Genomic DNA, 15,476 nt, shown 5'->3' with positions numbered 1-15,476 from the left:
AACTAAAAAATAAACAGACTGATGGCGAAAGATTATACATTCGAAAAACGGAAATACATCCTCGGCGCAATTGTCGTTTGCATCGTCCTGATATACATTCTCCGTCTGGCAGGACTCCAGATCTTCTCAGACAAGTACAAGCGCTACGCCGACAGCAATGCTTTCCTCAATAAAATACAATACCCCTCACGTGGAGCCATTTACGACCGAAACGGCAAACTGCTCGTTTTTAACCAACCGGCCTATGACATCACATTCATTCCACGTGAAGTGACACAACTCGACACACTCGATTTTTGCCGCTCACTGGGAATCACACGCGAACAGTTCCTGCAACGCATGGAAGAAGTCCGCAACTTCCGTAAAAATCCGGGCTACTCCAAATACACCCCACAAGTGTTTATGACGCAACTTTCGGCCGAAGAATGTGGCGTGTTTCAGGAAAAGCTCTATAAGTTCCCCGGCTTCTCCATCCAACGACGCACCATCCGCCAGTACTCCTACAATTCGGCCGGTCATGTCTTAGGCGATATCGGTGAGGTATCCATGCGCGACATTGAAAAAGACGACTATTATATCCGCGGCGACTACATCGGCAAACAGGGAGTCGAACGTTCCTACGAAAAATACCTTCGTGGCGAAAAAGGCGTAGAAATCCTGTTACGCGATGCACATGGCCGCATACAGGGACATTATATGGACGGACAACTGGACCGTCCGTCGGTACCTGGCAAGAACCTGAAACTGGGTATCGACATCGATCTTCAAATGTTGGGCGAACGTCTGATGCAAAACAAAATAGGCGCTATCGTAGCCATTGAACCTAAAACGGGCGAAATTCTCTGCATGGTGTCTTCTCCCAGCTTCGATCCACACATGATGATCGGCCGGCAGCGTGGAAAAAACCACCAACTTCTGGAAAAGAATCGCCAAAAGCCTTTATTGAACCGAGCCATCATGGGTACCTATCCTCCCGGCTCAACTTTCAAGACAACACAAGGTCTGATCTTTTTGGAGGAAGGCATTATTCAGGAAGACACCCCTTTTCCATGCTCCCATGGCTTTATTCACCGCGGGCTGCGGGTCGGATGCCACGGACATGCAGCTCCCCTCCCGCTTATACCGGCCATTGCCACTTCGTGCAACTCCTATTTTTGCTGGGGATTATACAAAATGATCGGTGACAAGAAATACGGTTCTCCGCAGGAAGCGCTTACCGTATGGAAAGACGATATGGTGTCACAAGGCTTCGGCTACCAGCTGGGAGTGGACCTGCCAGGAGAACTACGAGGCTTCATCCCCAATTCACAATATTACGACCGCATCTACCGAGGCTCTTGGAACGGATTGACAATTATCAGTATCGCCATCGGCCAGGGAGAAATTCTGGCCACCCCATTACAGATTGCTAATCTGGGAGCAACAATTGCCAACCGCGGCCACTTTATCACCCCACATGTCGTAAAAGAAATACAGGACAACCCGCTAGACAGCCTTTACCAGACAGTACGCACTCCGACAATCCGAAAGGAATATTACGAGGACATCGTGAAAGGTATGCGGGCAGCCGTTACGGGTAGTACAGGAAGCGGAACATGCCGGTTGGTAGGCACATTGCTTCCCGGAGTAGAAGCTTGCGGAAAGACCGGTACAGCACAGAATCCGCATGGCAAAGACCATTCCGTTTTCATGGGATTCGCTCCGATGAACGATCCCAAGATAGCCATCGTCGTTTATGTAGAAAACGGAGGTTGGGGAGCGACTTACGGTGTACCTATCGGTGCATTAATGATGGACCAATATCTGCATGGCAAACTTTCGCCACAGAACGAGATACTGGCCGAAGATTTCAGTAACCGAGTAATTATTTATGGCAACGAGGAGAGATAGTATTTGGAAATCGCTAGACTGGATGACGGTTGTCATCTATCTGCTACTGGTCATTTGGGGCTGGTTCAGTGTCTGTGGTGCAAGTTATGATTATGTAGACCGCGATTTTCTGGACTTTTCCACCCGCGCAGGCAAACAGTTCGTATGGATTATCTGTTCCTTCGGTCTAGGCTTTGTATTATTGATGCTGGACGATATGTTCTATGATACCTTCGCCTATATCATATACGCGGGCATGCTGGTATTGTTACTCGTTACCATCTTCATTGCACCCGACACAAAAGGATCGCGTTCATGGCTCATACTGGGACCGGTAAGTCTGCAGCCGGCCGAGTTTGCCAAATTCGCTACGGCACTGGCTTTAGCCAAATTTATGGGAGCTTATGGCTTTGTTCTCCAAAACTGGCGCAACGTGCTGACCATTGCTTTCCTGATAGCCTGCCCCATGCTGCTCATTGTAGGACAGCGCGAGACGGGGTCAGCCCTGGTCTATCTGTCTTTCTTTCTGATGCTTTACCGCGAAGGTATGCCGGGGGCGATTCTGTTTGCCGGAGTATGTGCCGTCGTTTACTTTGTTGTAGGTATCCGCTACGCCGATGTCACGATGCTCCATGACTCCACTTCCGTGGGCGAGTTCGCCGTGTTGTGCCTCATTCTGATTTCCGCCCCTATCCTGCTTCAGGTCTATCAACGCAACCGTGCCATAGTCAGTCAGATGACAATCACGTGTATTGCAGTGGTAGCCTTAGCCTGTGCCATATCCGGCTGGCTATGGACATTCAACGTGGTCTATGTGCTTTGGGGACTTTGCGCATGTGCTGCGGGATGGCTTGTATTTTTAGCCTTGCGCGAACGGAGGAAGATCTATGTACTTGTCTCGGCATTCATGATAGCCTCGGTAGGCTTCTTGTACTCGTGCGACTATGTTTTCAACCAGGTCCTGGAACCTCATCAACAGATCCGCATCAAAGTAGTACTGGGGTTGGAAGAAGACTTGGCCGGTGCTGGCTATAATGTCAACCAGTCGAAAATCGCCATCGGCTCGGGCGGTCTTTGGGGCAAAGGTTTCCTGAATGGAACACAAACGAAACTGAAATACGTGCCCGAGCAGGACACCGATTTTATTTTTTGTACGGTAGGTGAAGAGGAAGGATTCGTAGGCTCGGTATTCGTACTGTTGCTCTACATGTGCCTGCTCTTGCGTCTGATCCATTTGTCCGAACGCCAGCCTACCGTCTCGGGACGTGTCTATGGATACTCCGTGCTGGGAATCTTCTTCTTCCACCTGTTTATCAACATAGGCATGGTACTTGGCCTGACACCCGTCATCGGCATCCCGCTTCCATTCTTCAGTTACGGCGGTTCTTCTTTATGGGGATTTACTATTCTGCTGTTCGTATTCCTGCGGATCGATGCGGGGCGTGGGAAGAGGATGAGATAACCATCCTGACTCCAACATCGCTCACGCCTTGCAGAAGTGAGTCTTGCATAACTGGCAACAGGACAAAACGGCAAGTGGCAGGTGTATCCAGCCGAACCGTCGTCACATAGGATGCGTTATGATAAAGATTGGCAAACCCTTCTCCTGTCCACCGTCCTTCGCTATCGGCCAGCATCAATCGCAAGGTATCTGTACGGACAAGAGAATCCGCCGGAGAAGACAACATGCTGGTCAATGACAGAGCCAGATTGCGGTAAGGATAATTATTGCCATGACGCACATCCACATAGACATCCAGGCTTTTGTCGGGAACCGTAACAGTGGTTGTAAAGGACAGGGTGTCGTTCTTTCTCCACCCCCTGCCCTCTACAGCCTCATAATGGCTATACACGACGTTTTCTCCACAAGCCGTCAACAGGATTACGGCTGCCGTTGCCGCCACAAGCCGCATTACATCAACCTTGTGCATTACCGCTTCCTTTTTCTTCCCGCTTGCCATCATTCTTAACCGCAGGCTTGGCGTTTTTTTTCGACCTGTTGCGGCGGTTTTTCGAGCGTGAAGGTTCGGCCGTTTTTTCTGTCGAGGCCTCTTTATTTTCTTTCTTGGCCTCTACCGGAGCCTGTGCGGTTCCTTCCTGCTTTGCTTCTTGAGCCAGTACATCACCGCCTCCTTTATTTTTCTTCTTTTTCTTCTTGCCTTCTCCGTTTCCGCCACCTTTGTTTTCGTTGCCCCCCTTTCCTTTGCGGTTGCGATCAAAGCGGGTCACGCTTTCCTGTTCCAACAAGTCGGCCGAAACCTGCTTCTTTTCATTATCCGCTTCTGCCAACGTATCAGGCGCCGCTCCTTTGCGATTCATATTGATTACCTCAAAAGCACGGCGGGCAGGAATGGTAACCAAGTTGGCAGGAATAGACTTATCGCTCGAATAGGTCACCTGTCCGGCCAGAATATCCGCCTTAAAGTAGAACCACTCGGCATCCTTGGTACGCAGCGTAATCTCCTTGCTGGGCAATCGTTTCTGAGCTTCGACATAGACATCCACCTCATAGTTGAGGCAACATTTCAGTTTGGCACATTGCCCGGCCAGCTTCTGCGGATTGGGCGAAATGTCCTGATAGCGTGCGGCTCCTGTAGAGACAGATACAAAACTGGTCATCCACGTGGCACAGCACAACTCACGGCCACAGGGTCCTATGCCTCCAATGCGTCCGGCCTCCTGACGGGCTCCGATCTGTTTCATTTCGATACGTACCCTGAAAGCCTCGGCCAGCACCTTGATGAGCTGACGGAAATCCACACGACCTTCGGCTATATAATAGAAGATGGCCTTATTACCGTCGCCCTGATACTCCACGTCACCGATTTTCATGTCCAGCCCCAGGCTGAGTGCTATTTGCCGGGCACGTATCATGGTAGAATGCTCGCGCGCCTTGGCCTCAGCATACTTCTCCATATCAGCCGCTTTAGCCTTACGGTAGATACGGCGGATATCGGCTTCGTTGCGCACTCCGGTTTTCTTCATCTGCAGGGGTACAAGGCGGCCGGTCAAAGTCACGACACCGATATCGTGGCCAGGTGTAGCCTCAACCGCCACAATATCTCCTTTCGCCAGTTCCAGGCGGTTGGAGTTGCGGAAATAGCCTTTCCTCGTATTCTTGAACTGCACTTCGACATACTCCGACTCGGCTTCATTGCCGGGAATGTCTGCCAGCCAGTCATACGTATTCAGCTGCCTGTCCTGCCGTCCGCAACTGCGGAGGCAAAGCCGCCCGCTTCCGTTATGTAGTGTAAAATCAGTCATAATGTATAATTTTCAATTCTCAATTTTTCATTTTAATCAGCACCGTCATGTTCAGTATCAGATCGAAGAACACCATTCGCGGATTCACATTCTGCTGGATGTGTTCCTGAGCCTTACCGAGCAGGTCGGTCATCCCGACGATGTTCCGCTCGTTGACGAAAGGAGCAAAACGCGTAGCAAACTGCTGTTCGTCAGGTCCCATATAGTTCATTTCTCCCCGGTGGAAGTTTGCAATAAAATTCTCACGTACCATCCGCTGGGCATATTCCAGAAACATCTTCTGCCGTTCACGCCCCAAGACAGCCACCTGCTCACTCCAGGCCTTCATGCCACGTATGTCACGCTGCCAGGCCAGACGCATCAGCCGGGTAAAAAGTTCGAAACACAAAGCCTGCTCGCCGCTCTGCCCCATCATTTCCAGCACCTTCAGGAAACTTCCGTCAGCCCTGTGAGCCATCGAATGCGCCTCTTCCTCGGTCTGTCCGTATCGGGTTGTCAATACACGGACCATATCCTCTTCCTCAATGCGGGGCACGTAGATACGCTGCGTGCGGCTCACGATGGTAGGCAGCAACCGTTCGGGCTCTTCGCTCACCATCAGGAAAGCAGTCCGCTCGGGCGGTTCTTCCAGCAACTTCAACATCTTGTTGGCGCAAGCCTCGTTCATGCGTTCGGGCAACCACACCACAACGACCCTCCATCCGCCTTGGCTGGACTTCAGACTCAGTTTACGAAATGTCTGGTCGCTTTCGGGAGCATAAATCAAAGGTTGCGTATTTCCGGCGTCTATCAGTTCCATCCAGTGCCCCAGGTCGGTATAGGTACTTTCCATGAGCATCTTCCGCCACAAGGGCAGGTAGTCGTCGCTCACCTTCTTGTTGTTCACGATGGGAAAGACAAAATGTACGTCAGGATGAGCCAGTTTTTCCCACTGACGACACGAGACACACTGTCCACAAGCTTCCCCGCCTTCGGGGTGCATGCAGCACAGACGCCGTGCCAGCGCCAGCGCCAAAGGCAGCTTTCCCGCTCCCCTCGGCCCCGTCAACAGCAGTGCATGGGCCGTACGCCCCTGCTCCACCTCCGCTTTCAGACGGCCGACCACATCCTTTTGCCCTATGACATCCTCGAAACCGAACATTCTCAATTTTCCATTTAAAAAATCTGTTTCGCCACCTCGCGTATGCTGTCTTCAGCCGCCACAGAATAGAAATGCAGGCTCGGCACACCGTGGGCCATCAGCTCGCGACATTGGCGCACGCACCACTCGATGCCCACCTGTTTCACCTGTTCGTCGTCCTTGCAACGCTCCACTTCCTCAGCCAGTTCCTGTGGAATGTCCACCTTGAATGTCTTGGGGATAATGCTCAACTGTGCAGCGCGTTTCAAGGGCTTGATGCCCGGTATGATAGGCACCGTAATACCCGCCTTGCGGGCACGCTCCACGAAGTCGAAGTAACGATTGTTGTCATAGAACAACTGCGTCACGGCATACTGCGCACCGGCATCCACCTTCCGTTTCAGCCACATCAGGTCGCTCTCCAGGTTGGGAGCCTCGTCATGTTTCTCGGGATAACAGGCTACGCCGTAGCTGAAGGGCGTGCGCGTCACGGTCATCGGACTTCCATCCTCGAAGATGCCCTGGTTGAAACGGTTGATCTGTTCTTCCAGTTCGATGGCATGTGAATACCCGCCCTCTTCGGGCACAAAGCGCGCCTCGTGCTTCGCCTTGTCGCCGCGAAGCACCAGCAGGTCGGTGATACCCAGGAACTGAAGATCCAGCAGGACATACTCCGTGTCCTCGCGCGTAAATCCGCTGCACAACAAGTGGGGAACCGTAGTCAGTCCGTATTTGTTCTGTATGGCTGCCGCCACGGCTACCGTGCCCGGTCTGCGTCTCAGGCGCTTCCGCTGGTAAAGTCCGTTGCCCAGTTCCTGATAGACATACTCGCTCCGGTGGGTGGTGATATTGATGTATTTGGGGTCGAACTCGCGCAGGAGGTCTATGGTGGCGTACAGCTTCTCGATGCCTGTCCCCTTCAGAGGTGGAAGTACCTCGAAGGAGAAGGCGGTATGCTGGTTACTGTTTATCAAGTCTACTACTTTCATTGGCTATGCCGTTTGTTTAGTTATTCTGCGATGCGCCCATAAGCGCATATTGGGACAAAAGTAAGAAAAAACTAACAAACAACAGGGCTTTTTCCTCGATTTCTTTATTTCCCCACCAAGCTATCCATTCGCTGCATCAGTTCATCGCCCGTCAAATCAACAGCGATAATCTTTTTCTGCTTATCCAACAGGAAATTGCGCGGGATTCTTTCGATACCCAACAAACGTACTTCCGGCACCACTTCCCGCAAGTTATTTGCCCCTGTCACATGTACAAAATCCTCCGTCCCGTCTTTGGCAATCGCTTCTTTCCACAACGTGTGGTTCAAATCAATGGAAATGGCGTAGACGGTCAGAGAGCCTGCATATTTCTCATGCACTTTCTTGATAGTGGGGAACTGTCTCCGGCAAGGACCGCACCAGCTGGCCCAAATGTCCACATACATATAAGCCGTATCCGGCAAATCGTCCAACGAAACGACTTTCCCGTCCACATTCCGCAAAGCAAGCTTCAAGCGGTTGCCAAGCTTTGTATTTCTCAGAACATTTTCATTGATGTTGCGGCGCATATTTATTTCCTTAATCTTATTGGCTTGCACAAGACCTTCCGGCGAAGGATCGTGTGCATAATCGGACTGTGCACGCGGATCATCAGGATACCGTTCCATTACATAATTCTTGAAATAACGGATGGAATCCGAAGTCACGATATCTTCGAAATACATATCGATCATACCAACTCCCGAAAAGGCCAAATAGGGAGACTTTGCATGATAAATCTCATCCTTATAAGCCTCTATCAATTTCCGGTTGTAGTAACAGATACTGTCCTCATTTTCCAATTCGTCCGCCTCATGCTTCTTAATCCAATCGGGACGCTTCGACAGAATACTTTCAACACAATCATTATGAAAATCACCTTCTTCTGCCTTCTTGAACACCGTATTCCGGTCTCTGCTTCCCACACGCATTTTCACCCGATCGCCTGGATTGGCATACACATTCAAAGAACTCGGTCCTATCTTGTCAAAGATTACCTTAAAATAATTACCTGCAGGAGTATAGGCCCGCAAAGTAACCGAATCCGAATGAGGAGCCACATACACAGAGTCCCATATCCGCTGTTCGTTCCCAGATATGAAAGACCATACAAACACATTCTGCCCTACCTCGGTCATGTCTTTATCCAGAAACAAAGTGATTTCTACGTTTTTCTTTTCATCCTTACTGCCCGACGAATAGGCGGACAGAACTAACAAGAGGAAGATAAACAACAGATTACAAAGTAATTTTCTCATAAGCATTAAAAACATATCCTATTTATTGGTTCATCAGACTGTCCAACAATTGCATCAGTTCATCGCCATGCAAATCTTTAGCGATAATACGTTGGTTCTTATCAAGAAGCAAATTCTTCGGAATGGAATGCACTCGCATTCGTTTCATATTTTGTGTAGGTTGTCCGTTGGGATACGTACCGATTACATGTACAAAACTTCCGGTACCATCTTTACCAATAGCTGCCTGCCAGGCTTTTCTATCCGTATCCAAAGAAATGGCATAAACAAGTAACCGCTTACCATATTGCTCTTGAACTTTCTTTATATCAGGCATTTCCTTTCTACAAGGTACACACCAACTTGCCCAAAAATCTATCAGTACAAAATCCTCAGCACGATGATCAGTAGTAAGTTCATTTCCCATAGCATCTGGAAAAGACAAAATCAATTCATCGCCAATCTTTTGAGGATAAAATAGGATGTCTTTCCTTTTTTTCCTTAACTCCTGTATACGCAAAGAACATTTTCGAGCTTCTGCAGTTGCAGGTAAGCCCTTTTTCTTATGCATATACTCTTGAATCAAACCTGACGTAGGAAACTTTAAAGCAATTTGCTCTAATATATCAGCAACTTCCTCTGAATAAGAACGAAAATCAATCTTCAAGCAAACGGCCATTTCATAAGCTTCTTCCGCCACATCAGCATTCAACAGCATCGTACACCGTTTTTCAAAGGTATTTCTTTCCAAACGTTGTGCTTCCTCTGCTTTTTTCTCTTGATGCAATGTTCCGATTCGCCGTAAATATTCCGATCTTTCTTTCAGGAAATCATGTAAACGGTTATTTAACGAACCACCTTGCCCAGCTCTTTTAAAGATGGAAACATCACCATCCTCTTCACACACAGTTATCCCCAAACTGGAATTCGGTTCTATCGCCAGCTGCATATTGAGTGGTCCTTGTTTCTCAAAAAGAATATTCACGGCTTGGGCTTCTGGAATATATGTTTGCAATTGGACGACATGCTCTCCTTGGGCAACAAATACAGAATCGAAAATCGTACATTCGTTTCCGGAAACCCAGTCCTTATAACCATGTAAATAAACCCACTGACTTTCACTACAAACATAGTCGTCCAGATACAGCTTTACAATAGTGGTTCCTCCCTCATTCTTTTCTACAGAGGTTTGAGCAAAGGAATTTCCCGTCCATAAAGAAATTAAAAATAGAATCAATGCCTTCATTTGTTAACTATGTATTTTGCTTTTAATACTCCAAAATTAGCCCTTTGAAATCACCGGATTTGTGGAATTTTTGTGGAATTTTCGGGTTTCCACAAACTTTTTTAGGTGGAAAAGTGTGGAACGGGGCTATTTGATGCTTTTCAACACCTTTTCCAGCTTTTCGTCGCCCGCATCCGGGAAATATTGATGCAGGAGACGTTTCTGCCGCTTGTACACACCGGAGCGGTCTTTTTCCAGCAGGACGGCAATCTCCTGAGTGGACCATCCTAACAGATGAAGCCCGCAAAAGCGGAGGTCGTTCTCCGAAAGCGAAGCCTTCTTCTTCAGTCGGGTGATGAATCCGTCGGTATAAAGGTCGATGTAATGAAGCAGCTGGTCCTGATCTTCCACGGTGAAGTGTTCCTCATAGTCCGCATACGATTTATAATGAGCCAGGATACGTTTGGCTTTGGCGTACGGTTCCGTCTCCTGCAGACAAGCCGACAGGTTGTCGAAGTTGAACGCCGACTGTTCCTCCCGTTCCGCAGGAGGAGGCAGAAGCCTCACTTCCGGTTCGGCCGCCGACGGTTCTGCGGACAAGAGTATCCAATGTTCCTGCCACCAGTACTTCATCAACGTATCCATCTGCCTGCGGCGGCGTTTCCGCTCCCTGATCCGCCATCCCAACAACAGCACAATACAAACAGCCAATACACCAATCGCCGCCAAACAAATCAGAATCAGCCGCTTCATTTGCGCCTGTTCCTGCTGATGTGCCTGATCCTGTTCCGTTAATCGGATCTCGGCCACCTGCTGTGCCCGCCCGGCAAGGTCATATTCCGCCTGCTGATATTTTTTCTGATACATCAATGCTTTTTCCACATCTCCCAGTTCTTCGGCAATATCAGCCAAACGCATATAGGCTGCCGAACGAACAGCCAGAGAAGGACGGCACACAACCGTCCTTTCCAGCCAAACCATAGCGGAGTCATAATGATTCAGTTTATAATGAGCCTCACCTATCAGCAAACTGGACATATACCTCCGTGCGGTATCCGATTCCAGCCTCCAAGCCTCACGAGCAAATTGCAAGGCACGTCTACCGTCCTGCATATAGCTATACAACTGGCTCAAAGTAAGTACACTTTTCTTTTGATGATTTATTAATTGCTTATGATTAGCTAATCGATAAGCTTTTAACAATAATGTTTCTGCTCCCTTATAACAATCCTCACCTTTAGCAATCAGATAAATACTCCTTCGTTCTAAAATTTCAAGCCACAATGCAGTATCGCCCACTTGCACACATATTTGTTCCGCCTTGCAATAGAGAGAATCAGCCTGCGAAAGCATCCCCTGACTGTGATAGATATAAGCCATGCGGCCATACGTCCGCCCAAGCCACCAGGTATTTCCACATTGTTCCATCAGTGTCTTTACCCGCTGGAAGATGTCCAACGCCTGCCCCGCCTGCCGATGATTCTGATAAAGGATGCAGCCGCGGTTGTACTCGCCCCGCGCCTCCCAAAAGACATCGCCTGCCTGATGGAAATAGCCGATGACCGGCCACAGCAAGGAGTCGCTGGCCGGCATCTGTCCGTTACGGCACTCCGCCTCCACCGTCAGCAACCGATGGCGCATGCGGTCGCCCTCGTCCAGATTCGAGGGAGAGATATCCTGCAACAGGCGGAGGGCACTGTCGGGGTACAGGTCCATCACACGGTCGGCTTCGACCATCCGTCGGGAATAGTCGGCATGGGTGCAGGCGGTCCACAACAAGACTGCCAGCACGCACAAGGGATAGAGGGGCTTTATTACACGGTCATGTATCATACGCGTGCAAACATACAAAAAAATCAGCAGATTGACTTCGTAGAAGAATGATTTCAAGAATATTCGGTCGGAAAAATGTATTATACATCAAAATATTCGGTCAGGAAAATGCGCATATCCCATTAAAGTTCGGTCGGAAATATGTATTTTTGCATCGGAATCATCAGAAATACAAGGATTATGCATAGAAACATCATTGAGCAACTAAAAGTCTGGAAAAACAAAAAAGGCCGGAAGCCTCTTGTATTGGCCGGAGCGCGTCAGGTGGGAAAAACTTACATCCTTAAACATTTCGGAGAACAAGAGTTCGCCAATGTCGCTTATATCAATTGTGACAACAACGAACTGGCCAGAAATCTGTTTTCGGAAGATTACGACATGCGGCGTATCTTGTTGGCCATCGGCGCCATTACCGGGCAGAGTATCGAAGCCGGTAAGACATTGATTATTCTGGACGAAATACAGGAAGCACCGCGCGGTTTGTCGGTCTTGAAGTATTTCTATGAGAACGCACCGCAATATCATGTTGCCGTGGCAGGTTCACTGTTGGGAATAGCCATGCACCGGGGAGAATCTTTTCCGGTTGGCAAAGTGGACGTATTGCACATCTATCCCATGACCTTTGATGAGTTTCTGTTGGCCAAAGGAAAGAAACAAATGGTTGACATCCTACGGGCTAAGGACTGGGCTACTGTCAAGCTTCTCAAAAACGAGTATGTCAAGTCTTTGAGAGAGTATTACTTTGTGGGAGGAATGCCGGAAGCTGTGGCTGAGTTCGTATCATCAAATGATGCCAGGAAAGTAAGGACGGTACAAAACAACATACTCTTTACCTATCGGCAGGATATGTCAAAACATGTATCCGCCTCGGAGGCTAACCGCATAGGTATGGTCTGGCAGTCGATGCCTTCCCAACTTGTAAAGGAAAACAAGAAATTCATCTATGGCGTTGTCCGTCCCGGTGCACGGGCCAAGGATTTCGAGGCAGCCATTCAGTGGCTGCTGGATGCAGGTCTGGTGTACAAGGCCGAAAGAATTTCCCAACCCAAGATTCCATTGAAATTTTATGCCGACATCTCTGCTTTCAAACTGTTCCTTTTGGATTGTGGACTGCTGGGCGCCATGAGTGAAACACCGGCAGAAAGACTGTTGATTGCCGACAACGGCATGGAGGAAGCCAAAGGCGCATTTACGGAAAACTATGTCATGAGCCAGCTGACAGCCACATGCGAAAGTTCTGTATTCTACTACAGCAACGATGCAAAACTGGAGATTGATTTTATCATACAGCATGGCAGCGACATCGTTCCGATAGAAGTAAAGGCGGAGGAAAACCTGCGTTCAAAATCCTTAGCTTGTTTTGTCGCTGCCAATAAAGGGTTGCACGGCCTCCGTTTTTCCATGTCCGATTACCGCAACCAGGATTGGATGACCAACGTTCCGCTATATGCCGCCTCCATTCTGTTTCGAGATAACTGAAACACGTATTTGAGGCATTGGGTATATGTATCCATCATTAGCGCGCCAAAGTCCATAGTTAGCGCGCTAAAGTAGATAGTTAGTTGCCTAAAGTCCATAGTTAGCACCGAAGACCTGCCATGTTGCCGAACAGAAGTGAACGAAGTTTGTCCGATTCCGGCTTCACGCTTTCACAACAAGCTAAACAAGCTAAAAATCAAATATTTACAGTGAAAGATAAGGTTTCACGGAGGTGAAACATGAACTAAAATACAACTTGGGCGTATTCTTCGCTCAGTTTGTGTATCTGACATAAAATCTGATTTTCCCGTTCCTTCGACGGTTTCTTGAAACCGTTGATATAATTACGCAAAAGGGTGGCGTTTATCCCGACAAGTCTCGCAAATTCGGACACATTAATTTCCTTATGCAGAAGGAAGAACCGTTGCAATTTGGTAGGTTCCGCATCTTCGTATTCAAAGCTCTCAAAGCTTACATCCACATCAAGCGTACGCCAATGTATCCCGACTACACTCATCGTATAATCTTCCCTTTCCGCTTCGTTTGCCTGCATCAATCCGGGATACCATAGCAAGGATTGACGATAGGTCTTCCCATTATCCCCCAGACCATAAAGATATTCACCATCAAACCATATTCTCGTAATCTTCATTGTCAGCCTCCTTTCCAAAATACTTGTTCCAATGCCTAATGATTATATCGCTATTTTCCTCTATCATCATGCCTATTCTCTTCAAATCCTGAGCCTTGATTCCGCGTTGTTCGTAGAAAACAAACTCGTTTCCATCCCATACATATTTCGCCATGCCGTCTTTTCCTACGGCATGCACATGTATCGGTTCATGTTCGCGACTAAAAAACATGAACGAAAATCCAAAGGCTCTGAATATTTCCGGCATACCCTAATTCGCTTTTATCACAAGACAAATATAGGTATTATTTACGATACCTCCAAACGGCAGAACAAGTTTCAACGCAACGTTCTAATATACAAGCGAATACGGTGAAACTTCACCGGAAAAAAGTCGTCAAAAGCGTTGTTTCACAGCAATTTAATCTTTCAAACACCCAATAGGAACAACATAAACTCCATCTGTCCGCCTGTAAGCAAAGTCACCTACACCGGTCAATACCATACAAAATGCAGGTGCTTTCATTCGGGAGGTATCAATAATATTGGCAAGTGCGATTAATGTCTTTGCGCCTTCTTCAATAAGTTTGTCTCCGCCTAATTTTATTTCAACAAGACCATACGCCCCATTACGCAAATGCACCACCGCATCACATTCCAAACCATTTTTGTCTCTATAATGATAGACCGATCCATCCAAAGCATCTGCATAAACACGAAGATCCCGGATACACATCGTCTCAAAAAACAATCCGAAAGTATTCAGATCATTAATCAAGTCATTAGGACCAAGTCCTAAAGCAGCTACTCCCACCGAAGGATCGACATAATACCTTGTGTCGGATGTGCGTACCGCGGTTTTACTTCTTAAATTAGGATTCCATGCAGGCATATCCTCTATAACAAATATTTTTCGCAAAGCAGTAAGATATGTTCCTACCGTTTCATCGCTAACCTCTTCCGTCTCATTTGTTGATATATCCGCAAGAATTGTTGCAATACTAGCCTGTGAACCTTGATGTCGGGCATATGACCTCATGATTCTCTTTGCCCGCTCCTCGTTTCTTTTCACATTATCAACTCGCGATATGTCACTGCTTGTAATGGCTTTATAATATTCCGCTGCTTGCAGCAATGCTGCCTTTTCCGATTTTTTAGCCAAAGATTTAGGCCACCCGCCACGGCAAACAACAAATGCAAGCATTGGTAATGTAAGTTTATTTAAAGCACCTATTTTGTCCGGCGCAAGAAACAAATCTGACAAACTGATTTCACCGGTAGATTCACCAGATTCCCACAGAGTCATAGGGCGCATGGTAAGCCATCCATATCTTCCAGTTCCTGTGTGATGTATTTCTTTAGCATCAACAGGTACGGCAGACCCTATAAGCATGAATTGCCCGTCTTCATCTCTATGATCCACCTCAAACCGAATGGCATCCCAAAACTGAGGAACTTGTTGCCATTCATCAATCAGGCGTGGAGTTTTTCCTTCAAGCAAAAAACGGATGTTAGTCTGTGCCATCTGTTTATATTGTTCTTGTTTGGCTGGGTCATCCATATAAATGATGCTCTTAGCCTGTTGTTCAGCCGTAGTGGTTTTACCACAAGCCTTGGGACCCTCTATTAAAACAGCCCCCATTGCTTCTAATTTATCACGCAATAATTTATCTGCTATTCGATTTCTATATTCCATGAATACTTAGTTTTTGCAAAGATACGGAAATTGCCTGAAAATCAAACAAATCATAATACAAATTTGGCAATTTGGCGGAAAATCGTTTGGTAA

At 47.8% G+C, this 15,476-nt stretch carries 13 protein-coding genes; 3 read left to right on the top strand and 10 right to left on the bottom strand.

Annotated features, from left to right (window positions below):
- Nucleotides 1-21: 21 nt before the first annotated feature.
- Together mrdA and rodA are read left to right on the top strand one after the other, a co-directional pair.
- A complete protein-coding gene (gene mrdA / locus HF894_RS06720; RefSeq protein WP_021848743.1) occupies nucleotides 22-1,890 on the top strand; it encodes a penicillin-binding protein 2 in 1,869 nt (622 codons plus the stop codon).
- Nucleotides 1,871-3,331 (top strand): rod shape-determining protein RodA, encoded by a 1,461-nt coding sequence (rodA, locus tag HF894_RS06715; RefSeq protein WP_021848744.1) that lies wholly within the window; start codon nucleotides 1,871-1,873, stop codon nucleotides 3,329-3,331. The genes mrdA and rodA overlap by 20 nt, the downstream gene beginning before the upstream one ends.
- On the opposite strand, the gene HF894_RS06710 is transcribed toward rodA, so the two are convergent.
- The 7 genes from HF894_RS06710 to HF894_RS06680 form a co-directional block, all read right to left on the bottom strand.
- Nucleotides 3,273-3,800, bottom strand: a complete 528-nt coding sequence (locus tag HF894_RS06710; protein WP_204972689.1) for a gliding motility lipoprotein GldH — start codon at nucleotides 3,798-3,800, stop codon at nucleotides 3,273-3,275. The genes rodA and HF894_RS06710 overlap by 59 nt on opposite strands.
- On the bottom strand, nucleotides 3,787-5,133 hold the full coding sequence (locus HF894_RS06705) for a PSP1 domain-containing protein (RefSeq protein ID WP_204972687.1): 1,347 nt from the start codon (nucleotides 5,131-5,133) through the stop codon (nucleotides 3,787-3,789). The genes HF894_RS06710 and HF894_RS06705 overlap by 14 nt, the downstream gene beginning before the upstream one ends.
- 19 nt (nucleotides 5,134-5,152) lie before the next feature.
- Entirely contained in the window at nucleotides 5,153-6,274 is a 1,122-nt protein-coding gene (gene holB, locus HF894_RS06700; RefSeq protein WP_204972686.1) for a DNA polymerase III subunit delta', read from the bottom strand.
- A gap of 14 nt (nucleotides 6,275-6,288) precedes the next feature.
- A complete protein-coding gene (gene metF, locus HF894_RS06695) occupies nucleotides 6,289-7,242 on the bottom strand; it encodes a methylenetetrahydrofolate reductase [NAD(P)H] (protein ID WP_021848748.1) in 954 nt (317 codons plus the stop codon).
- Nucleotides 7,243-7,346: 104 nt separating this feature from the next.
- Nucleotides 7,347-8,540, bottom strand: a complete 1,194-nt coding sequence (locus tag HF894_RS06690) for a TlpA family protein disulfide reductase (RefSeq protein ID WP_204972684.1) — start codon at nucleotides 8,538-8,540, stop codon at nucleotides 7,347-7,349.
- Between the two features lie 22 nt (nucleotides 8,541-8,562).
- Nucleotides 8,563-9,765, bottom strand: coding sequence for a TlpA family protein disulfide reductase (locus HF894_RS06685; protein ID WP_021848750.1), 1,203 nt, complete (start codon nucleotides 9,763-9,765; stop codon nucleotides 8,563-8,565).
- 126 nt (nucleotides 9,766-9,891) lie between these two features.
- Nucleotides 9,892-11,577: an ATP-binding protein gene (locus HF894_RS06680; protein ID WP_204969978.1), complete on the bottom strand. Its 1,686-nt coding sequence runs from the start codon at nucleotides 11,575-11,577 to the stop codon at nucleotides 9,892-9,894.
- A gap of 180 nt (nucleotides 11,578-11,757) precedes the next feature.
- Here HF894_RS06680 and HF894_RS06675 point away from each other — a divergent pair, with 180 nt between their 5' ends.
- Nucleotides 11,758-13,056 carry an ATP-binding protein gene (locus tag HF894_RS06675; protein ID WP_204969979.1) on the top strand — a complete coding sequence of 433 codons (1,299 nt, stop codon included), beginning with the start codon at nucleotides 11,758-11,760 and terminating at the stop codon, nucleotides 13,054-13,056.
- Nucleotides 13,057-13,300: 244 nt separating this feature from the next.
- Here HF894_RS06675 and HF894_RS06670 read toward each other — a convergent pair whose 3' ends face one another.
- The 3 genes from HF894_RS06670 to HF894_RS06660 all read right to left on the bottom strand — a co-directional run bounded on the left by HF894_RS06670 (nucleotide 13,301) and on the right by HF894_RS06660 (nucleotide 15,383).
- A complete protein-coding gene (locus HF894_RS06670) occupies nucleotides 13,301-13,708 on the bottom strand; it encodes a DUF2442 domain-containing protein (protein WP_021848753.1) in 408 nt (135 codons plus the stop codon).
- Nucleotides 13,683-13,955, bottom strand: a complete 273-nt coding sequence (locus tag HF894_RS06665) for a DUF4160 domain-containing protein (RefSeq protein ID WP_204972682.1) — start codon at nucleotides 13,953-13,955, stop codon at nucleotides 13,683-13,685. Before HF894_RS06665 ends, HF894_RS06670 begins: the two co-directional genes overlap by 26 nt.
- A gap of 153 nt (nucleotides 13,956-14,108) precedes the next feature.
- A complete protein-coding gene (locus HF894_RS06660; RefSeq protein WP_204972680.1) occupies nucleotides 14,109-15,383 on the bottom strand; it encodes an ATP-binding protein in 1,275 nt (424 codons plus the stop codon).
- Nucleotides 15,384-15,476 lie beyond the last annotated feature (93 nt).

It is taken from the genome of Caecibacteroides pullorum, assembly GCF_019239235.1.
In the GTDB taxonomy this organism is placed as follows: domain Bacteria; phylum Bacteroidota; class Bacteroidia; order Bacteroidales; family Bacteroidaceae; genus Bacteroides; species Bacteroides pullorum.
Note: the sequence above shows the minus strand (reverse complement) of the source record. Positions and strands in the feature narration are given on the sequence as shown.